We start from the raw sequence: 22,166 nt of genomic DNA, 5'->3' as shown, positions 1-22,166 counted from the left end.
GCACGGATTGAGATAGGGTATAGAAACAGTAAAATGAAACCATTGGCATCACAGCTTGGGACTTTGCGTGCGAATATGGGCCGGTCGGGTTCTTTCACGGTGATGTCTTTGTGGGTTGCCATGCCGGTGCTGGGGAAACCTCTGGGATTGGCGTATTTATTGCTTGTGCCGTTTCTGCGAGATCGCAGTGGACCCGTGTTGCGTGGATTGCGTGGCTTTTTCCTGCTGAGCCTTGTTTACGCAATCTATATCGCAGGGCGAAGTGTGCTGGCCGGACCAGACGCTTCCGAGCCGATTTTGGATACACTTCCCCTTTTGATCGTTTCTGGTTTGGCGCTCTGGGCCGTGCGACAGCCTGTTCAAATAGACATGCAATTGTTGTTTCAGGCAACGTGCTGCATGCTTGCAATCGTTTTCTTTCTTGCTTGGGGTGAGCGCATTTTCCTTGGCATTTGGCGACCAGAATTGTTGCTCGGAAATCCGTTGAACGCGGCTCCTGTGTTGCTGGTTCCTGCGCTGTTCGTGACCATGGCACGCTTTGCACCGTCGCGCTTTTGGGCGTGGTTTGGATTGGTTTCTTTTGCCATGGCCATTTATGTAATCGGTGGTCTGTCCCAATCACGCGGCCTTTTTATGGGGTTGTGGGCACTGGTGGCTGTAAGGCTCGGGTTTGAATTTTTTGCGCCAACCGACATCAGATCAAAGTTGAAAAACGCGCTCGGTATTTTGCTGACGATTGGATTTGTCACAACGGTTATCGGATCAGATTCGCATTTGTCTGGTCGATACACCGTGATGGCAAAAACCCTGACTAACAGTGAAGCAGCCCCAGAATGGTCGGTCGGATTGCGAATGAAGATGCTCAAGGGAGGGTGGGCTGCATTTCAAGAGCGCCCGCTGTTTGGGCACGGGCCGCAAAACCGATATGACAGCGCGGCAGAGCATTTTGACAGTACGGGCCTTCCTAGGTTTTCGCATTTGCATAATGATTATCTGACACATGCAGTGGGCGGCGGTGTTCCGTTGGTTGTCTTGTTGATTGCGTTGATCTTTACACCTGCGGTCGTGGGGCTTCGGGTCAATCAAACTCTAACAAAGAACGATGCACATGCGCGACGGGAAATTGGTGTGCTGGGGAGTTTGGCTTTTGCTGGGGTTGCCGCTGTGAATAACATCTTCTTTGTTGATATCTCTGCCTTCACCACGGCATTTTCACTGGTTGGGATTTTGATAATTTTGGCGGCTTTGGAACAAGACGGGGCAGTAAATGAAACCGTTTGATGGCCCGATTTTTGTTATAAATCTGAACGGCAGCGATGCACGTTTGGACTCTGCCAAAATGCAATTGGCGGCGGTTGATTTGGATTTTGAACGCGTCGAAGCCGTTGACGGACGCGGACGCCTTGCGACGGATTTTCCAAATTACGAATCCAAATCCGCCATCGAGTTTTTTGGTCGCGACCTCAATAGTGGCGAAGTCGGGTGTTATCTATCCCATGTCAAAGCGGCTCAAGCATTCTTGGACAGCGGTGAAGATTATGGCTTGGTCTTTGAAGACGATTTCCGGAGCTTTCCGCACACGTGGCCAATACTTGAAGAACTGACAACGTTTCTGAAATCTGATGCTTGTCCAGCTTGGGAAATGGTTAACCTCGGGCGGGCCCCGCGATCTGTGACACGTCCGGTCAAAGAGCTTTCGCAACACGGTGGCACAGCGCATACGGTGTTTCAGGCGTTTTATTTCCCAGTGATTGCAACGGCAATTTTGTGGTCCAAAGAAGGGGCAGCGCGGTTTGTTAAAGAGGCCGCAAAACCCATTGCACCTGTCGATCATATGTTTCGCCATTTGATGTCTCAAAGCGGGCAGGGTTTGGCGTTGGATCCTGCCCCGTTTTCAATCTTGAACGTGACAAGCGACATTGCGCAAGCGTCCCAAAACAGCCGCCCAAAAGCGAAACCGAATTGGTGGTTAAAGAAAAAGAGCGAAGTCTTGCGACAAAGCGCCAGTTTCAAGCGAGCCATCTTTCATAAGTGGATCAAGTGATTGCCTTATTAAAAGGTAGCGTCTAAGTCTTTTTGTATGCACTCGGTTGGAGTTTTGTATGCTTTTGGATCAGTATCTTTTGGGCCCCCATGCCAAATTGCATGAGGCCATTTCGGCCCTAGAGCAAGGTCCCGTGAAACTGTGTGTTATCGTTGATGAACAGGGCAAAGTGATCCGCACTGTTACGAACGGCGATGTCAGACGTGCGCTGTTACAGGGTCTGGATTTAGACTCCCCCGTTACAGATTTTCCAGGACAACACCCGATACTTTTACCTGATGATGCCAGCGATGCGGATGCACTGGCCACGTTGGACGAACACAGTATCGACGTTGTGGTTTTGGTGGATGAGAACGGGCGACCAACCCGTTTCATTGACCGTTTGAGCCTGTCCAAAATGCTGTACCTTTCGCCGCCGCATATGGGCAATGGCGAAGCAGGCTATGTGCAGTTGGCCTTTGAAGAAAACTACGTTGCACCAGCGGGCAGCAACCTGACTGCATTTGAATCGGCATTATGCGCGTTTTCAGGTCGCAAACATGCGCTGGCCGTATCTTCTGGCACGGCAGGATTGCACCTGGCGCTGCGGGTTTTGGATATCACAGCAGGGGATCGGGTTTACGTTTCAGATTTGACATTTGTTGCATCGGTGCAGCCCATTTTATACGAACAGGCAACCCCCGTGTTGATCGATGCAGAGCCCGTTACGTGGAACATGTCGCCCCAAGCACTGGGACGGGCATTGGCGCGTGATGCGGCGGCTGGCACGTTGCCCAAAGCGATCATCGTGGTGCATCTTTATGGGCAATCGGCAGATATGGATGCGATTATGGCTTTGGCCAATCAGTATGAAGTGCCCGTTGTCGAAGACGCCGCAGAAAGCCTTGGTGCAACCTATGGCAACCTCGCTTCTGGAGCGCACGGATTGCTGAGTGTTTATTCCTTTAATGGTAATAAAATCATTACAACTTCGGGCGGTGGTGCGTTGATGTCTGATCGCGCGGATCTGATGGCTCGGGCGCAAAAACTGTCAACACAGGGTCGCGATGACGCGGAACACTATCAGCACACCGAAATTGCGTATAATTACCGAATGTCCAATGTTCTGGCAGGGATTGGGCGCGGTCAGCTCGAAGTATTAAACGAACGGGTTGCGGCCCGCCGCGCAATCTATGATCGCTATGTCGAGGGTTTGGGCGATATTCCAGGACTTGGATTTCAGGCTGAATGTACAAACAGCCAAGGCAACCGTTGGCTGACCGTTATTTCTTTGGACCCTGATCAGGTGCCGTTACATGTGTATCAGCTGATGAGAGCCTTGCGCAATAATGGTGTTGAAACGCGACCCGCATGGAAGCCAATGCAAATGCAACCCCTGCTAGCAGGAGCAGAGTTCGAACCTCATTCGCTGGACGAGTCTGTTGGAACTTCGGTTTTCTTGCGCACGCTATGTCTGCCGTCTGGCTCTGCCATGAGCGTAAAAGAACAAGACGGTGTCATTGCATCTATCCGATCCGTGTTGAGCGAAGGATTTGCATCATGAGTAATGCAGTGGACAGTGTGAACAGCAAAGGGGCGATAACGGCCCGCTTGATGAGCCTACTGGATGATGCAACGCGCCGTATGATGACAGAAGGACCGTTGGGTGTGGCACTTACGGGATCAGGGCGCGATGCTGCGGTTTTGGGATTCATGAGCCTGTACCAAACGGCACCTTTGCGTAGCTACGCAGCAAGCGATGACACATTTGCCCGTGACGCGGCGTTACGGTTTGGAGCCTTGCATCAAACTGTAAATACACAGAAGACAGCCCTGCAAACGGAACTGGAGGCGATGGCCAAAAGAGATGGGCTCCAGCTGGTCAGCGGATCATTCGAAGGGCCAGGTCCCTTTGCAGACGATCAAGTTCGCGCCTTGTTGGCAGACCTTCCAGATAGCTTGAACTCTGAAGAGGTTGTTCAATCTGCTTTAATTGCATTCTTGGGCCAAGCATTGGCCAGACAAAATGGATCGCGTAAATCAACTTAATCACGACGTTAGGTCCTACAAACGTAAGTAAGGAAAAAAGATGTGTGGAATAGCTGGCGTTATCGGAACCCAGAAATATACCAAATCAGACGTTGCACGGATGATCGATTGCATCGCTTACCGTGGGCCTGATGAACAAGACGTGGTTCAGATTGGTCCAGCCTTGCTCGGTCATGCGCGTTTGGCTGTGGTTGATCCTGAAAATGGCGGGCAACCGATGTCTAATACGGATGACACGGTTTGGGTTGTCTTCAACGGCGAAATCTACAATTTCATCGAATTGCGCGAAGACCTGAAGTCAAAAGGCTATCAGTTCAAATCGCGCTGCGACACCGAAGTCTTAGTGCATCTGTGGCGCGAAAAAGGTGTGGCCATGCTCGATGATCTGATCGGGATGTTTGCCTTTTGCCTGTGGGACACAAAACAGAACAAAGGGATTTTGGCGCGCGACCGTCAGGGGATTAAACCTTGCTACCTGATGGATTTGCCAGACGGTGGTTTTGCGTTCGGCTCCGAGATCAAAACGATCCTGTCTTTGCCAGGCATTTCGCCAGAGATTGACGATATCGGCGTCAACCTGATGCACAGCTTTAATTACTGTCCGCCACCACGCACCTGTTACAAGGGGATCACCCATCTTGCCCCTGGCACGTATTTGGAAATCGCCCCAGATGGGTCGCGCACATCGCACCAATATTGGTCATGGCCTATTGGTCAAGAGGCGCAACCGATGACACACGACGCGTTTGGCGCGTTGCTCGATGATGCAATTCGGTTGCAGATGCGGTTTGACGTAAAGGGCTGTTTGTTCCTCTCAGGGGGCGTTGATAGCTCTGTGATCGCCGCCCATTTGCGCCACCAGTGGAATGCGCCGAGCATGTTGGCCTTTGGTCTTGATTGCCGCGAAGAAGGCTATGGTGAATATCATTTGGCACAACAGGTTGCTGCGCAATTTGACACGATTGATCTGCACCCAATCCAATATGATCATTCGATTGTACCCGATAATATTTCTGCGGTGCTGCATCACGCTGATCAGCCACATGGTGATTTTTCGTTCTTCCTTATCCGCCGTCTGTGCCAAGCGGCACATGAAGCGGGTGTCATTGTAGCCATGAACGGTGATGGACCTGATGAAGTTTTGTCAGGGTTTTCGCACAACCAAGCGTTTTTCAATGAGCCCCAAAACAAGGAATTTCCGATCGCAAAGTACTTTGATCAAATTTGCTTTATGCCAGAGGCCGCACGCGCCCGTGTGTTGAACGCAGATTTCCGTGCGTCTTTGGACAAGCCGATTGAAACGTTCGAGGAAATTCTTGCACCTTGGGGCCATCTGGACCCAGTCGATCAAATTGCGGCTTATGAATGTACATCACTCAGCCCAGGCAACAATCTGATCAAAACCGATCGCATGGGGGCTGGGCAATCTATTGAGGGGCGGTCTCCGTTTATGGATCACCGCGTATCAGAGGCATTGGCCCGCCTGCCTTTAGAAGACAAAATGCGCGATGGCGTGAGCAAACTCTACCTGAAAGATTACGGCTTGCGCCACTTTGATCGGGATTTGATGTTCCGTAAAAAATCCATGCCAACCATGCCGATTGGAGAATGGATCAAAGGCCCGCTCGAAGATTGGGCGCGGGATACTTTGGCCACGCTGGACCCATCGCGGTACAATGTTGCAGGTGCAGTTCAAATGTTTGAAGATCACAAGGGCGGCAAAGCAAACCATACACGCGAATTGCGAACCTTGTTGATGAGCGCCCATTGGATGCGCCAACTCGCGGCGGCGTAAATTTGATGGCAGCCTCTGATTTCAAATTCTTGATGATTGTGGATGACCCCGCAATTGCTGGTTTCATTAGCGAACACGGTGTGAACCGTTTGTTTGTTGATCTTGAAGTCATGGGAAAACAGGAACGGCAAGGACACTTGGATACGGTCCAATCCGTTCAGACAATGGACACCGTTTCGCGGATACGGGACGGCGCACCAAACGGACACTTGTTGGTGCGGATCAATCCGTTTCATGATGGCACCGCATCCGAAATTGACGCGGTTATCGCCCGCGGCGCAGACAGTGTTATGCTACCGATGTTTCATGACTATGACACGCTGGCGGCTTTCCTTGATGTGTTGAACAATCGTATTGAAGCGGTTCCACTGTTTGAAACAGTTGGGTCCATTGCTGCTTTACCAGAGATCATTGAACGTTTGCCTTTGTCGACGTTGCATATCGGGTTAAACGATCTTTCGCTGGAACGGGGGGATAAGATGATCTTTTCACCCCTTGCCAATGGTGTTCTAGAAGATGCATCGCAGGCGCTAAAAGCCAAAGGCATCCCGTTTGGCATTGGCGGCGTTGCCCGTGCGTCAGAGGGGAATATTCCCCCGGAATTATTACTGGGCGAGCATGTGCGGCTTGGATCATCTGCTGCGATCCTGTCACGGAGTTTCCACCGTCAAGCAAAGACTCTGGAAGAGCTGCGGGGCATCATGGATTTTGAAGCAGAAATTGCCGAGCTGTTGCGTATTTACGAAACCTTTAAAGACGCACCAGTGGACCAATTGAACGCTAACAAAATTGCCTTTCAAGACGCTGTTGCCGCCCTATGACCCTTAACATTCTGACCACAGATGATCGTGATCAATGGGTGGCCTTGTTGGATCAACTGCCCCATGACCAACGTGATATTCACTATCATCCAGATTACCTAGCCATCTATGAAAAGACTTATTCAGATCAATCTTACCTTGTGGTGTGGGAAGGTCAGAGCGGTACGATTTTTAAGCCGATCATGGTGCGCGATATCCCAAAGAGCATTTCTGCCACCAAACGGCGGGATTTTTCGTCGGTTTACGGATACGGCGGCGCCCTTGCGACTGGGCAACCGAATGCAAGCGACAAGCAAGGCTTTGCGCAGGGTTTCATGGCGTTCGCAGAGCAGAATGCAGCCGTAACGGATTTCACCCTGCTCAATCCCAAGTTCACCGATGTGCAAAAAGATGTCCTGCCCAGTGGACAAACAGTCGATTACCGCAAAGAAGTTGTGGTGGCTGATCTGACACCAACATTGCCAGAAATTTGGGCACGCATTGATGATCGCCAACGCAAGGCGGCCATGTCAGCACGCAAAGCAGGTGTGGAAGTCATCGCGTCTGACGGATCTGATGCGGATTATGATGCGTATCACGCGCGTTATTTAGAAACGATGGATGCTGTGAATGCGCGCGAATTCTGGCATTTTCCTGATGATTATTTTCATAATTGCCGTGATTGTTTGGGGCCTGACCATGTGACCCTGCTCCATGCGCAACACGATGGCAAAATCATCGCATCGTTTTTTCACATCCATATGTACGACACGGTGTATTACCATTTTTCCTGCGCTGATTTGGCCGCACGCAAATTAAACCCAACACCTTTGTTGATGTTGGACAGCCTGATTTGGGCCAAGGGACAAGGATACAAATTGTTCCATCTGGGCGGCGGGCGCACCGATGGGGCAGACCCGTTATTCACCTTCAAGAACTCGTTTTCGCATCAGACATTGCCGTTGTATTCAACCCAATCCATTCTTGACCCAACCACATACGAAAGCTTAACTAACGCGGTAAAGTCGCGTGAAAAACAAACCCATGGCGATGCTCTCGAAAGTGCATTTTTTCCGCGATACCGCCTCCAAAGCTGAGACCCATAATGAACTTTGATACGATCAACATTGATTTTGCGAACCCCGGACATTGCCAATCCATTATTGAGATTGGCGTAAACCATAACGGGGACCTAGATCTTGCACGTCAGATGGTGCGGGAAATCAAGAAACGAGGCGGGGATATTGTAAAATTCCAAGCCTTCATCGCAGAAGAAGAAATCAGCATTCATGCGGATAAAGCCAGTTATCAGAAAGACACGACTGGTGACGACGGGACGGGCCAGTTGGAAATGGCCAAAGCATTGGAATTGTCACACGGGCAGTTAACCACTATGCGGGATTTCTGTGCGGAAATGGAAATGCCCTTTCTTTGCACCGCTTTTGAAAGCAAGAGTCTAGAATTTTTGCTGCGTGATCTTCAGGTTAAATCCATCAAAATTGCGTCTTCCGAAGTGACCCATCATCCGTTCTTGGCTGAAATTGCTCGTTCAGGCGTGGGCATGATTTTGTCCACAGGCGCAAGCACATTAGAAGAAACCGCAGCTGCGATCCGTGTGATTGAACAAGCCAAACCTGACCCAGAACTTGTTGTGCTGCATTGTGTGTCTGAATATCCCGCACCATTGGCAGAGGTTAACCTGCAGGCGATGGATACGATGGCGCGCGCATTTGGGTATCCAGTGGGTTATTCAGATCATACTGTGGGAACCATCGCCCCAATCACCGCAGCCGCGCTCGGGGCCTGTGCGGTCGAAAAACACTTTACGATGGATCGCAACATGCCAGGGCCAGACCATCGCGCGTCTATTGAGCCAGACGAGTTGAGCGAGATGGTAGATGGGATGCGCGGCGCCGAGGCCTGTTTGGGTAGCGGAATCAAAGTGCCTGTTCCATCCGAAATTCCGCAGATCCCGTTGATCCGCAAGGCAATCGTTGCGCGATATCCATTGCCCGTTGGCCATGTGGTGACAGAGGCAGACATCGCGTTTAAACGTCCGCGTAATGGCATTGAGCCGTTTGATTTGGACAAGGTTTTGGGCCGTGCCTTGAAAGTTGCCAAAGACACTGACTCTCCGTTTCAGTGGTCTGACCTATGAGCGATCCTGAACCCGCCGTGGATGCAGCGACCATTTATGATGCGTTTGCAGATAAATATCGGGCGTATTCTGAAACTAAGTCGGCCTACATTGGGGCGGTTGATGACTTGATCGCAGGGCAGTTGAAGACGCCCCCCTCTGTCATGTTGGATTATGGGTCTGGCGATGGTGTGCGCGGCATTGAATTGGCCAAACAGGTCGCGCCTGTGCGATTCTTTCAGGCGGATATCTCAGATGAAATGGTTGCGCGGTGCAAAGAGTTGGGTCACGCGGAACAGGTTTTTTCAGTAAACACACCCGATTGGGCAGCTGATTTACCGGATGTGGATGCACTGGTTTGTTTGTGGAATGTTCTGGGGCACGTTCCAGGAACAGACGCACGGCGAAACCTATTGGCAGAGCTGTTTTCGCTCATGCGGCCCGGTGGAAAGCTGTTCATTGATGTGAACAACCGTCACTATGTTGGGTATGGCCGTTGGACATCTTTGGGACGACGGATCATTGATGCGATTAAACCCAATTACACCCGCGGGGACATTCGGTTTGACTGGAATATTGATGGTGTGGATTATCCCGCATCTGGTCATTTCTTCACACCAGCCGAAATGGTTGATCTGCTGAAAAGCGCGGGTTTCAAAATCGAAAAAGCGCAGTCTGTTCATTACACCACAGGTGACGTCAGTAATGATCTGACGGAAGGGCAGCTGTTTTATGTGGCGTCCAAACCCGCATAGGCAGAGACTTTATGGGCACGGCTGAACCGTTCGCGCAGCTTACCCGCCACCCGCTGAACGTTTGGATCAACCTGAAAACTCTGTTGATCTGGCACTCCCGCAGCCAACAGATCAAGTGCCCAAATTAGGGTGCGCATTTGCTCTGGGCTTAGGTCTTGCCCGGTGCGGAGTGCCTCTAGTACATCTGGCGTGACCAGAGGGTCTGTGCTGAGAGATGTGGTAACAGGCTGCCCAGGTACAATCGTTTTGGTAAACTGACCTGCCGATGTCAAAATCTCATAAGCGTCTTTTAGGAGGATATCTGGCACCATTTAGGTTTGAACCCACACTGCAAATTCTTCGCTAATTTCACCGTTATAATCCTCTGCCAGCGTGCGGGCAATTTTCACGTCCCCCCAATCGGCGAAACGGTTTTCCAATTCTTCGCGGGTAAAGAAATGCGAAACACCCATATCTTTGCAGGGTCCAGCGGTCGGATTTTTCGACGTGTTCGGCTCGATCATTTCACCCGTCTTGGCGCCGGTGCATTCTGTACCCCACACACGCGTATAAAAACGGCCATTCGGAGCCAGCAGATCACGAACCTTGGCATAGGTTGCATCGATAATAGCAAGAGGGTTTGCATAGATAGCGTAGTAATCAACGATCAAATCAAAGGATTGATCGGCGAAGGAAATCTCTTCAAACAGCTGAACGCTCAGATCCAAGGTTTGATTTGGGCCTGCTTGCAAACGTTGTTTTGCCTTGGCGATGGCGGATGGAGCGCCATCGATCCCATAGGTTTGAAACCCTTCCGCCAAAAAGAACGACAGATTTGCGCCTGCTCCACAGCCCAGTTCAAGAACCTTAGTATTCGCCCTATCCTGCGGATCGCGATAGGTCCGCATCACCGTGCGGATCAGGTTTTCCGCTGGGTATTTGCCCCACGGGCGGGCGGCATGTAGTTCTTCCCAAACAGCGTCCATCAGTTTTCCTTTCGCTGACCAAGCCCCAATGCGAGGGGGTCAAACATAATTTCATGAAATTTTTTCAACATCAATTCCTCGCCCAATGGAACCGCTTTTAGCGTTTCAAGTGTCTTGGCAGACGCTTTGCCGTCCCCGTATGGGTTTGTCATACCTTTGAGGCTGGTTCGAAATTCGGGCGAGCTTGCTTTGGCGACGGCGGCGTTTACATCGCTGCCCGTCAATCCTGACACGTCGATCACATTGGCACCTCGGACACGGCCATCTTGGCGTTTTCCCACGTTGATTGCGGGTAATTCGAAGCTCGGTGCTTCCCACAGGCCAGATGACGAATTGCCGATCATGAATGACGCGTGTGCCATCAGACCATAAAAAACATCGCGATCAAAACTTTTACGAATAATCGCATCGGGGCGTCTGGCTTGGAACGCTTCGAGCATATCGACCAGTGGCTGAAAGCCTGGATCAATATTAGGGCGGATCATTACGGGACGTTCAGGAACGGATGCGATTGCATCCAAGACATAGGCGTATTGGGTTTGCGCCGTGTCTTCCCCCAAGGTTTGCGGGTGATAGGTGGATAGAAAGAACGGTTCTTCGTCTTGTAACCCAACCGCAGCGTTCAAATCATCGCGGCTCAGTTTTGGGCGATCCACGATCACATCAATGGCGGCATCCCCTGTCAGCACAACGCGCCACGGCTCTTCGCCCATTTGAATGACGCGTCGCGCGTGTTCGGGCATGGATACGAAATGCAGATGGGCAAGTTTGGTCATGACGTGGCGGATTTGATTGTCGAGCGCCCCTTCGGTGATGTCCCCGCCACACATGTGCGCAATCGGGATACCGAGCGTAGTTGCAGCAGTAAACAGCGCGAGGTTTTCCAGACGATCACCCGAAACACAGACGATTTGTGGTTTTTGGCGCAAAAGGGCATCTGTGAACGCGGAAACACCTTTGCCCAAACCATGCGCAAACGCGGCTTCGCCATCGGTTTCACTCAGGAAATCCACTTTTTCTGCAATGTCTAATCCGTCTTCTTCGAGTTGACGCCATGTGTCGCCAAAGGAAGGAACCAAATGCATCCCAGCACAAAAAATACGCGCATCGATGTCAGGGTCCGCGCTGGCGGCACGCATGACAGGAAACATGGTGTTGTAATCACTGCGGGCTGTGGTGACAAAAGCGATGCGACGGGTCATAAGTGGCTCGTGAATTCAAAGATGCGCGTTCGTAAACCAAATCTGTTTGAAATGCACGACAAAGCGAAAGAGAAATCCAAATTGGCGATCAGTTTGGCAGCGGAGCCTTCCACGATGATGACACAGAAAACCGTTCTTTTCGTCTGTTACGGAGGTGGGCATGCACAAACGCTGATCCCTGTGATTCAAGAAATGAATGGCACACATCCCGAACTGCGGTGTGTTGTTTTTGGGGCCACCAACGGTGCTGTCGATTTGGAGCGCGCAAGCATTGCACATTTGACCTATCTTGATCTGATCAAGGACGAAGATGCGGAAGCGGTGCAAGAATACGGCGACCAACTCTTGGCAGGAAACCATAACCCAGCAAGCGGTGTTTCAGTGGAACAGAGCATCGCCTATCTGGGGTCCAATTATCTCGATTTGGTCAAACAACATGGGCCCGATGCGGCGCAAGCCAAATATGATGACCTTGCTCGCACTGCGTTTTTACCGCTTCTGGCAATGGAAACGCTGTTTGAAACTGTTCAACCAAGTGTCGTTATCACCACGTCTAGCCCACGGACAGAACAGGCAGCAAGACAGGTTGCAAAAAACGCAGGCGTTCCCGTTTTGGTCGTTGCGGATACACCTTACCCTTATAACCGCCTTGGTCTGAACGCTGTGGACTGCAGCACGTTGTGTTGTCCCTCGGTTTTGGCGCAAGACGTGTGGGAGCAAAAAGACTGGGTCAAATTTCAAAAAATCGCTGTTACAGGGAATCCTGCGCTTGATCGATTTGTACCTGATATGGCACGCAGAGCCGCATTCTCGCCCAAAAAACCGGTCATTCTGTTCGCTCAGCAAACCGGGAAAATCGCAGACAACGATGTTAAATGGTCTGAATTCACACAAGATGATTATTTTACCCATTTCGACCTTTGGTCAAAGATAACCGATCATTTTGGGGCCGAAGGAAAAGTGCGATTGCACCCTTCTATGCAGCGATCGATCTTTGAGGACTGGCAGCAGAAAACGCAATCAACACTTCGGCTTGATCAAGACAGAAACGTTGGCAATAGTTTGGCCACATCTTCCATTTTAGTCGGAAATTTTTCATCCATCCTTGCAGAGGCGCTCATGGTTGGAACACCTGTTGTTCAATATCTTTACGATGAGAACCTGCGGCAAAAAGATGGGGTGTTGGATACAGGCGTACCGTGGGAAGCGATGTTTTCTTCGGAAAGCACTATGCTGGAAGCAGTGAACGGTGCGCTTAACGATGGCCCAGAAAACCTGCGTAGGTTTGAGCTTTTCGCTGAATTACAGCCAATCCCACCATCTGCAGGGCGTGTCTGTGATGAAATTATTCAACTGCTGTGATTACCAAGCGGTCCAACCACCATCCACCAGCAGGTTTTGCCCTGTAATGTAACCCGCACCTGGGTCCATAAGCATGGCAATCGCATAAGAAACGTCTTGCTCTGTTGCCATACGATTTAAGGGGGTTTTTGCCTCGTATCGCGACACAAATTCTGGCAACTGACCACGGGCGACGCCGCCTGGTGTTACAGTATTCACGCGTACTTTTGGGGCCATTACAGTGGACAGCCAACCGCTTAGCGCGATGAGCCCGCCCTTTGATGCGGCATAAGCTGCAGGGTTGGTCATTTCCGTTCCCGCGTACAACCCATGATCTGGACCGACCACGCCATAGATGGACGCGATGTTCACGATGCTGCCTTTGCCGGACGCCGACAGTTGTTCCGTCAGGCTTTGTGCTAAGAAAAATGGGGCGAGCAGATTGACCCGCATCACCGCCATCCAAGCCTCGTAGCCTTCTTGGCCAAAGGGCACACCCCATCCAGGCATGTCATCATAAAACGCGGCGTTGTTCACCAAGCCATCGCATCCTCCAAAACGATCCTGCATCTGGGTCGGAATGTTTTCGAGCGCTTTTGGATCCATTAGGTCTGCATCAACCTGTTCGGCACGAATGCTGAATCGATCTGAAATATCTTTGCAAAAATCTGTTGTGTCCGCCTTATCCAACAATGCAAGATTTGCACCCTTTTCCGCTAAGGCTTCGCCCGTTGCGCGCCCGATATGACCGCCACCGCCTGTAATAAGAACCGTCATTCCATCCATAGAGCGTGTCATTTCATATCCTTTTGAAAGGGGTGTTTCAGCAAAAGTTCTGCCAAGTGCAAATCATAAGGCGTGTCCAGATCAAGCGCACGTTCAACAGGAATATCCACTCCTGCGACACGCCCATCCATCAAACCCTTGCAGGTTTCAATATAAGGCACAGCACCCACGTAAACGCAGGTTGTGATATCAAAAACATCCGGCACATCCTGACGACGTGTCGCCCCAAGGCCAGGGTTAACCAACCCGATCAACCCATCAGAGTCGCGTGTGACCATATTTAGGTACGGGGAACGGTGTGCTTCTGAGATACCAAAAACAATGTCGCAGCCGCCTGCGTAGAACCGCTCGATCCCTGTATCAACATCCTGCGGCACCCGAAGAGGAGAGGTCGCAGGCAAGGACACAAAGGTGCCTTGCAACGTGTCGTGTTCAACCTGTATCGCGTGACGCCAGGCCAGAAGTTCTGATGCGGTATCGGTTGCCAATTCGTCTGGGCGCATAATGACCTCTGCGCCTACAGTTTGTGCAACATCTGCAATGCGTTTGCTGTCGGTTGAAACAACCACGCGCGACACGTATTTCGATGCCAACGCACACTCAACGGACCATGCCAGCAAGGGTTTGCCAGCAACCATTTTGATGTTCTTGTCTGGAATACCCTTTGATCCGCCGCGACAAAACAGGAATGCAGTGTGGTTAGAGCGGATCATACGTCAACTCGTTTTCCGGCGGCGGCAGAGTGTTTGGCCGCCTCGACGAGGCCAACAACGGCAAGCGCATCTTCGAAACGTGCAAAGGGGCTGTTGCGGCTTTCTTCATATACAGGGATGTATTCAGAAAACGCCTGTGTAAAAAACGCATCGAACTGGCGCAGGTACATTTCGTTGCCTTGGGTCAGCTTTGGCAAATCCAAGTCTTGAACTCCATCAGGGGTGCAAATGCGAGCAGTTTCTGCCACTAAATCTGCTTCCAATGTCGCCTCTGACCCGACAACTTTCAGTGTCATTGCCGCGACCCTTTGCAGGAAATCAATGTTAATGGTCACACGGGCTTTGGGGTATCCAAAGATAACCGTGGCACTGTCTTCCACATCCATATCGAGATCGGATAATTTGCTTGCCTCAGATGTGATGGTTTTCGGATGGCCAAAAAACCACCGCGCGTAGTCCAACTCGTGTGACAATTCCAGTAGAACACCACCGCCCAGTGCAGCCTGAGCGCTCACTCCGTCGCGGTAATCCGCATCTGGACGCCAATCGGGCAGGTATTGTCCTGTGGCAATATGGGCTGTGCGAATTGTGCCAATTTTTTGGCTGTCGAGGATTGATTTCAATGCTGCCATGATTGGCTGGAAGCGCAGGACATAACCGACAAATAACAAGCCTTTACCTGAGTCCAACGCTGTCTTTAGCACGGAAGCAGCTGCGACCGACACTTCCAATGGCTTTTCCACAAAGATCGGAATGCCTTTCTCCGCAAATGGTGCGCATTGCGCTGCGTGAAACGATGCAGGCGAAGACACCATCACCGCATCAGGAGCAAAGGCCAATGCGTCCTCTTCCGAATACACAATCGGAATGTTTTCCGCTTCTGAGGGGATGTCTGCTGGCTTGTGACGCCAAATGCACAGGTCTGCGTTTGGCATCAGCTCTTTGACATTGCGCAAATGTCGACGACCAATGCTCCCCAAGGAAATAAGCAGTATACGGCGCTTCATCGGATCACGCGATCAATTCGCCAAGGTGCGCACTGTCAAAGTAGATATCACGGCGGAAAAACGGCGTTACGTCCCGCAAAATGACCCGCTTGTGGTTGTTGGCAACCTTTTGGTGAAAGTCGGTAAATGCTTTGGCGTAGCCAGTTTTGGCCAGTTTGAAGGTAACAGGAATACGCTTGATATCCGCCGCAACCAGCTCTGCGTCTTGATCCACAACGCCTAGATTTTTGATTTCATCCCAAACCTTTTGGCCCATGGCATCTGGATTGTTCCAATTTTCGCTACCTATTTGGATTGGGCATTCTGCCGTCAAGAAAGACACGCCATCAGGGCGTACCTGATGACTGAACCGCCCGGACGCAGCAGTGCGATAGGTCAGTTGATCGGGGTCAAAGTTTTGCAAGTATGTAAAGTCGCGGACTTTATCCGCTTGTGTGAGCAACGTAGCAAACATCATCGGTGTACCGTATTGCAGCCCATCAACATCATCAGGGATGTCGATTGCATCGCCCAATGCTTTGATGCTGTCGTTAGACCACAGAACCGTATCAACCTCGATCACACCGTTGTTCGTATGAACACGTACACCGTTGTCGTCTTCTTCGATCTTTTCAATTTTTACGCCCAGTTTAACGGCGACGCCTTTGGCTTCGAGCCATTTTACGGCGCGTTCGCACCAGCCCCGCATAGCATTACCATCACTTGGATAGATTGAAACGAAATCGTCAATTTTGCCCATAGACTTACGACGCGCAGCCAGCACGGTGTCCAACCACGGGTCCTGTTTCAATTCGCGCATGGCATCATCGTCCAAGAACTTGAGCCGCCCCATGGAGGTCTGAGCAATCGCCGTTGGCTCCACCTCTGCCGAAGTCAGGCCATACACTTTGTGGAAAATCTGGGAGAAAATTCCAGCCGCGGTTTTGCCATACCGCTGTTCAAAATACTCTTCCAAATTGGCTGGCAAGCCCGTTGGGGATTCTTTTGCCAGCGTCAAAAGCTCTTGGCGAATTTGTTCTTTGACAGACGCATCATCCAGTGAATTCAGATCAGGAAGAGAGAATTGTTCGGTGACTTTGTTGTTAAAGGCGGACGCGGACACAAAATCAATTTCATGGACTTGGCCGTCCATGATTTCAGTGACCGTTTCAGCCAGTGAAACAGGGATGGAGTCAAAGATATGCACGCCTTTGTCGACGGCAAACCCTTCGATGTCCAAAGAGTGCATGACGCCCCCAAAGAACGGCGCGGAGTCGACGATTTGCAGCTCCAGATCAGGGTTATCCATCAAGTGCAAAGCATCACAAAAGCCCCGAAACCCAGAGCCAACAATCATTACTTTTTTCTTCATAATCTATCCTCTGGTGACAAAGACCATATCAAAGGGCCGAGCCGTGCAATGTGCCTGTTTCAACTCTATATATCTACACCATCTACCTTGAACAAGATCACGGCGCTCCAATGCACCCTGCGCGAAATGTCGCGAGCAAAGATGTCTTTTGGGGGTCCGTCGATCAAAAACTCTTGGTCGCGACTCCAACGGTTTTGACCAAAAGCTTGAGATCCAACATTAAAGATTGGGTTTCAACGTATTCCAGATCATAACCCAATCGCGTTTCAAAATCGACAGAAGAGCGGCCCGTTACCTGTGCAAGACCTGTAATGCCTGGACGAACGGAATGGCGTTTCTGCCAATCCTGCGCTGAATACAAGCTTTCCTGAGCAGGCACATCGGGGCGCGGACCCACCAGAGACATGTCACCGAGTAAAACGTTGATCAGTTGCGGCAGTTCATCAAGGGAGGTTTTGCGCAAAATGCGCCCAATCTTGGTAATCCGCGGATCGCCAGCATGGGTTTGATACCCGCCAATTTGATCTGCGTTTCGAACCATGGAACGAAACTTTAACATACCAAAAGGTTTACAATTTCGGCCAACTCGGATTTGGCGATAAAAAACGGGCCCCCGATCAGGTAGCCAAATCAAAACACCCAAAACGATAAGTATAGGGCTGAGCAACAACAGACCTAAAAAAGACGAGACAAAATCAAACAGGCGCTTCATGAAATATGTCCTTCTGGGTATCCATCAACGACCTCTTTAAACAGGTCGCGCAGCGCATTTGAATCGCCCTTTTCGATGGCGGCTTCCAGTTTTGCTTTGGCAGCAGCAGTGTCTTTGGGCGATAGAAATTTTTCTTGGGCGCACATGATTTTCGGATGAGGTGTCGCGATTTGGTTAGGTTCAATCAAAAGCTCTTCGTAGAGCTTTTCCCCAGGGCGAAGGCCCACGAAAACAATTTCGATATCCCCGTCTGGTTGCTGTTCAGTTTTTTCCTTTAGACCGCTGACCACGATCATATTACGTGCCAAATCGGTGATCTTCATCGGCTGGCCCATATCCAGAACAAACACTTCTCCGCCATTTGAAAACGTGCCTGCCAACAGGACAAGTCGGGCGGCCTCGGAAATGGTCATAAAGAAACGCGTAACTTCGGGGTGTGTCACGGTAATTGGGCCGCCGTTGGCAATTTGTTCGCGAAACAACGGGATGACCGATCCCGATGATCCCAGCACATTCCCAAACCGAACCATCGAAAACACAGTGTTGGGATTGCGTGTTTGCAAATCTTGGATCAGCATTTCCGCAAATCGTTTGGTTGCGCCCATCACGTTTGTAGGACGCACGGCTTTGTCCGTTGAAATGAGGATGAAACGCGGAACGCCCATATCGGCGCAGGCCTTTGCAACCGTATAGGTGCCAAGCGCATTGTTACGCGCGCCCATGATTTCGTTGCTTTCAACTAACGGCACATGTTTATAGGCTGCGACGTGCAGAACCACATCAACCTCATGCTCTTTCATGGCACGTTCCAGCACGGATTGATCCAGTACCGACGCCAGAACGGAAACAACTTTTACGGCCAATCCGGATTCAAGTAACCGTCGCTCCACTTGGTAAAGTGCTGTTTCTGAATGCTCGTACAGAACGATGGTTTTGGCGGGTACATTGGCCAATTGCCAAACCAGTTCTGATCCAATGGATCCACCAGCACCAGTAATCATGACGGATTTGTTGGCATAGGCATCGGAAATTTCGGGCATATCCAATGCTTGAGGCGCACGACCCAGCAGATCATCGGGTTTTACCGTTTTCAGCTGGGCCGGCAAAGATGCCCCGCCAATGAAATCAACAAAATGGGGGAGCGTTTTCAGTTCTACGCCATAAGGTTGCAGCTTTAGCAAAATTTCATTTTTAACAACGCGGCGTGCTGACGGCATAGCCAGGATGACTTGTGTGATGCCACGGGTTTTCATCAAACGGTCAATTTCATGGGGGCCGTATATGCGTAACGCACCAATTAACACGCCGCGCAAAGATGGGTTGTCATCAACGAAGGCAACAGCGCGCGCGCCTGAAAACCCTTGCAACGCGTCCGCCAATTGGCGCCCTGCCGCGCCTGCGCCATAGATTAGGATGCGCTCTTGGCTTGTGGCAAAGGGCTGTGCCCGTTCAAGCAACATGCCTGACACAATGCGCACCATGACCATTCCAACCAAAAACACAGGGATAAAGATCAGGGGTGATGAACGCGGTACCCACCACTGACCAAAGATGTTGAAGACAAAGAAAAACAACCCGAGTCCACCTGCAAACACAGCAGTTCGCCAAATACCATGTAAGTTAAACGCGCGGGTTGAAATCCACGGGACGGACAAGAAAATCGAAAACAGCAAACCAATCGGAATAAGCAATAGGATGGATCGAAAGCCACCAACCCAATATTCGCCAAGCTCCAAGGTCGAAAGACGTAGAGCAATCGCAACATAAACAGACACAACAATCAAAACTGAATCCGCGGTTGCGGTCAGGATTGCCTTGTTCTTTCTGGTGAGGTTCACAAGATAATTTGAAAAGTGCAAAGAAGTCACAGCTGCGTTTAGTCCTATCCTGTCATTCTTCTTGGGCTGTATCCCGCATCGTGGCAAGTTGTTTTATCAAAGGTCGAATGAGGAACAGCAGCAAAACCGCCAATACGGTGACTGCACCGACTTCCCACAGACGGACGGCTCCATCCCGAAGCCATGGATTTAGCCATGCACATAAACCAGCCAAAACGCCAATTTGAACTGAAGGTAATAGCATTTTTGGCAATATACGTACCGCGCCAATCCCCAGTGTTGTTCCAAATGCCGCCACAAATGCAAAGATGTGGAAGATGACAAAACCTGACATCGCGGCCATTTTTGGGTCAAAGCCTGTTAAGGTTAACAGCAAGTAGATCACAACGGACCCGATGAACGCGCCACAGGTAATAAACAAAACGAAGCGTGTGCGATTGGTTGCGTTTAACCCCGCCGCGAGTGCTTGGAACATGGCTTGAAACGGCAAGCCGATCATCATGATTTGCACAGCTTGGGAAATTCCAGCTACGCCATCCCCTGCAAGCGCACCATAGCCAAACAAGACAGTTACAATCGGCAAGGCAAACAGCCCCAACAACACGGCCGCAATCATTCCGAGCCCCAATGCCAATTCAAGCGCCAGCAAAAGTGTCTTCTTGAACGCTGGATCGTTGGAATTCCCAATGCGCGACAGCAGGGGCAAAAACAAAATAGGAATGACAGAAATCAGCACGCCCATAGGCAATTCAAACAAGCGCAAAGCATAGTTAAATTCGGCCAGTGCTCCAGGTCCAGCAGCCGCATAGAGCGAGCGGAACAACATCGGCATCGCAACGATCAGCGAAAAGGCAAAAACCCCTTGGGCAAAACGCAAAACGAAACCATCGGGAAACGATGCGGTCACGTTTACCTTGGATAATACCTCGGTCATGCGGCTCATTTGCACGGCAAAACGCAACAGGTTTGCTATGACGAGAACGCAACCAAACATCATCAGGTTCATGCCAAACGCAGCAACGCCAAAGCCGAAATACAGAATGATCACACCGTTAAAGACCAAAACGGACAGTGCTGGCAAAGAGTAGTATCCCGTTACATTCAAGTAGGCGGACGCCACACCGATCACCGCCGCTAGTAGCACCGCGATCAATGACAGCGTATACCCCGTCGACAGGCCCGGAACCGCCGAGATATCAAGCGTAGGGACAGTTAAAGACACCACCACATTTTGCCCGACCCACAAAATGGCGACCATGACTAAGGCGCAAAAAAGAGTCCATTTCACCATACGCCGCAGCAGAACAATGCGGGCTTGTTTGTCTGCCTGAGACAACACTGGAATCAGCGCGGCACCAAATCCACCTGACAGGAGAACACCAACCAGAATGTCGGGAAACGTCAGCAAAAACAAAACCGCGTCTGCCTCTTGGCTGAGTCCAAGACGTGCGCCAATCACCTGTTCGCGGACCAGCCCAGACACACGGCTAAGCAAGAGCATCAGGCTTACCATAGTGGAAGCAGTCAAAAGAGAACGCGCCATGATTGTCCTTTTACTCTGTCGCGCGGAATGCAGCGAAACGCTACGTTTTACGCAAATTTTGATAAATTTCAATCAATTGGTCTGCTTCGCGTTCCAGTGCAAAATTTGCAACAACGTGATCTCGCGCCGCTTTGCCCCAATCGGTGAGCGGTTCAGACAGGATGGACTCCAGTGCTGTGGACATGGCCGCCAAATCATCTCTGGGGATGACACGGCCTGTTTCGCCTTCGACGATCAGTTCTTCAAACGCGCCAACATTGGTTGCGAGCACAGGAACGCCACAGGCCATTGATTCCAAAGGTGTAAGGCCAAATCCTTCCCATCTTTGTGGTGCCACAAACAGATCAAGCGCCTGATACCAACGGTACACCTGATCAACGGGCACTTCGCCACAAAACAGAATACGATCTGCCAATCCCGCTTGGGCGACTTTGTCTCTCAGGCCGGCTTCGAAGGACTGATGTTTTTCCGTTGCACGGCCCAAAATAATGCCGGTGATGTCGTCGTGCGTTTGGATGGCTTTGATCACTGCATCCACGAAAACATCGGTGCCCTTTTGATGGCGCACGCGACCGAAACACCCGATCAATCGGCCCGTCGGCAAACCCAATTCTGTGCGAACCGCGTTTTTGTTTGCGGGGCAAAATTGCGTTGTGTCGATCCCATGATGAATGACGCGCGCAGGCACATCCAAATACGCGGCCCCCTTTGACGAAGTGGCGACCACAGCGTCAGTTTTCTGAATCAACCACTTTGTATATTTTGAATGCTCGCGCTGCGATGCAGATGTGAACAACAGTTTCAGGTTTTTTCGGAACACAGATTTCAGAACCAACCCAAGCAAGATTTCCACATTCCGCCGTGCATGCCAAACCCGCAAAGTTTTGCGCGGCAAAAGAAACACCTTCAACAGCGAAATATGTGGAACGTCTGATGGAAGCCCAGGGCCCGTTGCTTTGATCCCGATCTTTTCTGCCTGCACAGGAACCAAGCGCGCAATCGTAGCGGTCACACCTGACAGACGCTTTTTTAAATTTGGGGCTAAAACATGCAGATTATCCATACGCCAGTGTGTAGCGAAATTGATTTGGGAAAGAAAGCTGAGTCCTGTCGTGATAAACGCGCACCTGAAACAACGAAAAAGGCCCG

21 protein-coding genes are annotated in these 22,166 nt (G+C 50.8%); 10 read left to right on the top strand and 11 right to left on the bottom strand.

Translation table 11 applies throughout. The features are described 5' to 3' along the window. Window positions 1-33 precede the first annotated feature (33 nt). From QBD29_RS01580 to QBD29_RS01540, 9 genes are read left to right on the top strand one after another with little or no spacing between them, the layout of a single operon-like run. A complete protein-coding gene (locus QBD29_RS01580; protein WP_280099590.1) occupies window positions 34-1,281 on the top strand; it encodes an O-antigen ligase family protein in 1,248 nt (415 codons plus the stop codon). Beyond that, window positions 1,268-2,044 (top strand): glycosyltransferase family 25 protein, encoded by a 777-nt coding sequence (locus QBD29_RS01575; RefSeq protein WP_280099589.1) that lies wholly within the window; start codon window positions 1,268-1,270, stop codon window positions 2,042-2,044. The genes QBD29_RS01580 and QBD29_RS01575 overlap by 14 nt, the downstream gene beginning before the upstream one ends. A gap of 58 nt (window positions 2,045-2,102) precedes the next feature. Further along, window positions 2,103-3,587, top strand: coding sequence for an aminotransferase class I/II-fold pyridoxal phosphate-dependent enzyme (locus QBD29_RS01570; RefSeq protein ID WP_280099588.1), 1,485 nt, complete (start codon window positions 2,103-2,105; stop codon window positions 3,585-3,587). Then, window positions 3,584-4,072, top strand: coding sequence for a hypothetical protein (locus QBD29_RS01565; RefSeq protein WP_280099587.1), 489 nt, complete (start codon window positions 3,584-3,586; stop codon window positions 4,070-4,072). Before QBD29_RS01570 ends, QBD29_RS01565 begins: the two co-directional genes overlap by 4 nt. A gap of 40 nt (window positions 4,073-4,112) precedes the next feature. Next, complete coding sequence (gene asnB, locus QBD29_RS01560) at window positions 4,113-5,867, top strand: asparagine synthase (glutamine-hydrolyzing) (RefSeq protein WP_280099586.1); 1,755 nt, start codon at window positions 4,113-4,115, stop codon at window positions 5,865-5,867. Window positions 5,868-5,872: 5 nt separating this feature from the next. Continuing rightward, window positions 5,873-6,688 carry a hypothetical protein gene (locus tag QBD29_RS01555; RefSeq protein ID WP_280099585.1) on the top strand — a complete coding sequence of 272 codons (816 nt, stop codon included), beginning with the start codon at window positions 5,873-5,875 and terminating at the stop codon, window positions 6,686-6,688. Then, entirely contained in the window at window positions 6,685-7,764 is a 1,080-nt protein-coding gene (locus QBD29_RS01550; RefSeq protein WP_280099584.1) for a GNAT family N-acetyltransferase, read from the top strand. Before QBD29_RS01555 ends, QBD29_RS01550 begins: the two co-directional genes overlap by 4 nt. Window positions 7,765-7,772: 8 nt before the next feature. Then, the gene (locus QBD29_RS01545; protein WP_280099583.1) at window positions 7,773-8,825 is read left to right on the top strand and encodes an N-acetylneuraminate synthase family protein; all 1,053 of its coding nucleotides are present in this window, start codon (window positions 7,773-7,775) and stop codon (window positions 8,823-8,825) included. After that, entirely contained in the window at window positions 8,822-9,559 is a 738-nt protein-coding gene (locus QBD29_RS01540; protein ID WP_280099582.1) for a methyltransferase domain-containing protein, read from the top strand. The genes QBD29_RS01545 and QBD29_RS01540 overlap by 4 nt, the downstream gene beginning before the upstream one ends. Here the strand turns inward: QBD29_RS01540 and QBD29_RS01535 are convergent. Genes QBD29_RS01535 through neuC form a run of 3 tightly spaced genes read right to left on the bottom strand, consistent with a single transcriptional unit; the run spans window position 9,535 to window position 11,726 of the window. Then, window positions 9,535-9,870, bottom strand: coding sequence for a hypothetical protein (locus QBD29_RS01535; protein ID WP_280099581.1), 336 nt, complete (start codon window positions 9,868-9,870; stop codon window positions 9,535-9,537). The genes QBD29_RS01540 and QBD29_RS01535 overlap by 25 nt on opposite strands. Then, window positions 9,871-10,524 (bottom strand): class I SAM-dependent methyltransferase, encoded by a 654-nt coding sequence (locus QBD29_RS01530; RefSeq protein WP_280099580.1) that lies wholly within the window; start codon window positions 10,522-10,524, stop codon window positions 9,871-9,873. Further along, window positions 10,524-11,726, bottom strand: coding sequence for a UDP-N-acetylglucosamine 2-epimerase (neuC, locus tag QBD29_RS01525; protein WP_280099579.1), 1,203 nt, complete (start codon window positions 11,724-11,726; stop codon window positions 10,524-10,526). The genes QBD29_RS01530 and neuC overlap by 1 nt, the downstream gene beginning before the upstream one ends. 21 nt (window positions 11,727-11,747) lie before the next feature. On the opposite strand from neuC, the gene QBD29_RS01520 reads away from it, so the two are divergent. Next, a complete protein-coding gene (locus tag QBD29_RS01520) occupies window positions 11,748-13,088 on the top strand; it encodes a CDP-glycerol glycerophosphotransferase family protein (RefSeq protein WP_280099578.1) in 1,341 nt (446 codons plus the stop codon). Here the strand turns inward: QBD29_RS01520 and QBD29_RS01515 are convergent, their stop codons facing one another. The 8 genes from QBD29_RS01515 to QBD29_RS01480 all read right to left on the bottom strand — a co-directional run bounded on the left by QBD29_RS01515 (window position 13,089) and on the right by QBD29_RS01480 (window position 22,080). After that, window positions 13,089-13,865, bottom strand: coding sequence for an SDR family oxidoreductase (locus QBD29_RS01515; protein WP_280099577.1), 777 nt, complete (start codon window positions 13,863-13,865; stop codon window positions 13,089-13,091). Beyond that, window positions 13,862-14,566: an acylneuraminate cytidylyltransferase family protein gene (locus tag QBD29_RS01510; RefSeq protein WP_280099576.1), complete on the bottom strand. Its 705-nt coding sequence runs from the start codon at window positions 14,564-14,566 to the stop codon at window positions 13,862-13,864. Before QBD29_RS01510 ends, QBD29_RS01515 begins: the two co-directional genes overlap by 4 nt. Next, complete coding sequence (locus QBD29_RS01505) at window positions 14,563-15,573, bottom strand: Gfo/Idh/MocA family oxidoreductase (protein WP_280099575.1); 1,011 nt, start codon at window positions 15,571-15,573, stop codon at window positions 14,563-14,565. Before QBD29_RS01505 ends, QBD29_RS01510 begins: the two co-directional genes overlap by 4 nt. A 4-nt stretch (window positions 15,574-15,577) precedes the next feature. Further along, entirely contained in the window at window positions 15,578-16,924 is a 1,347-nt protein-coding gene (locus tag QBD29_RS01500; RefSeq protein WP_280099574.1) for an NAD(P)-binding protein, read from the bottom strand. A 163-nt stretch (window positions 16,925-17,087) separates the two neighbouring features. Continuing rightward, entirely contained in the window at window positions 17,088-17,636 is a 549-nt protein-coding gene (locus QBD29_RS01495) for a sugar transferase (protein ID WP_280099573.1), read from the bottom strand. Next, window positions 17,633-19,504, bottom strand: a complete 1,872-nt coding sequence (locus QBD29_RS01490; protein ID WP_280099572.1) for a nucleoside-diphosphate sugar epimerase/dehydratase — start codon at window positions 19,502-19,504, stop codon at window positions 17,633-17,635. Before QBD29_RS01490 ends, QBD29_RS01495 begins: the two co-directional genes overlap by 4 nt. A 22-nt stretch (window positions 19,505-19,526) precedes the next feature. Beyond that, the gene (locus QBD29_RS01485; protein WP_280099571.1) at window positions 19,527-21,017 is read right to left on the bottom strand and encodes a lipid II flippase MurJ; all 1,491 of its coding nucleotides are present in this window, start codon (window positions 21,015-21,017) and stop codon (window positions 19,527-19,529) included. Window positions 21,018-21,057: 40 nt separating this feature from the next. Further along, a complete protein-coding gene (locus tag QBD29_RS01480) occupies window positions 21,058-22,080 on the bottom strand; it encodes a glycosyltransferase family 4 protein (protein ID WP_280099570.1) in 1,023 nt (340 codons plus the stop codon). Window positions 22,081-22,166: the final 86 nt, after the last annotated feature.

The sequence above is a fragment of the Amylibacter sp. IMCC11727 genome (genome assembly GCF_029854195.1).
In the GTDB taxonomy this organism is placed as follows: Bacteria; Pseudomonadota; Alphaproteobacteria; order Rhodobacterales; family Rhodobacteraceae; genus Amylibacter.
The sequence above is the reverse complement of the archived record's forward strand: the minus strand, read 5'-3'. Positions and strand labels throughout refer to the sequence as shown.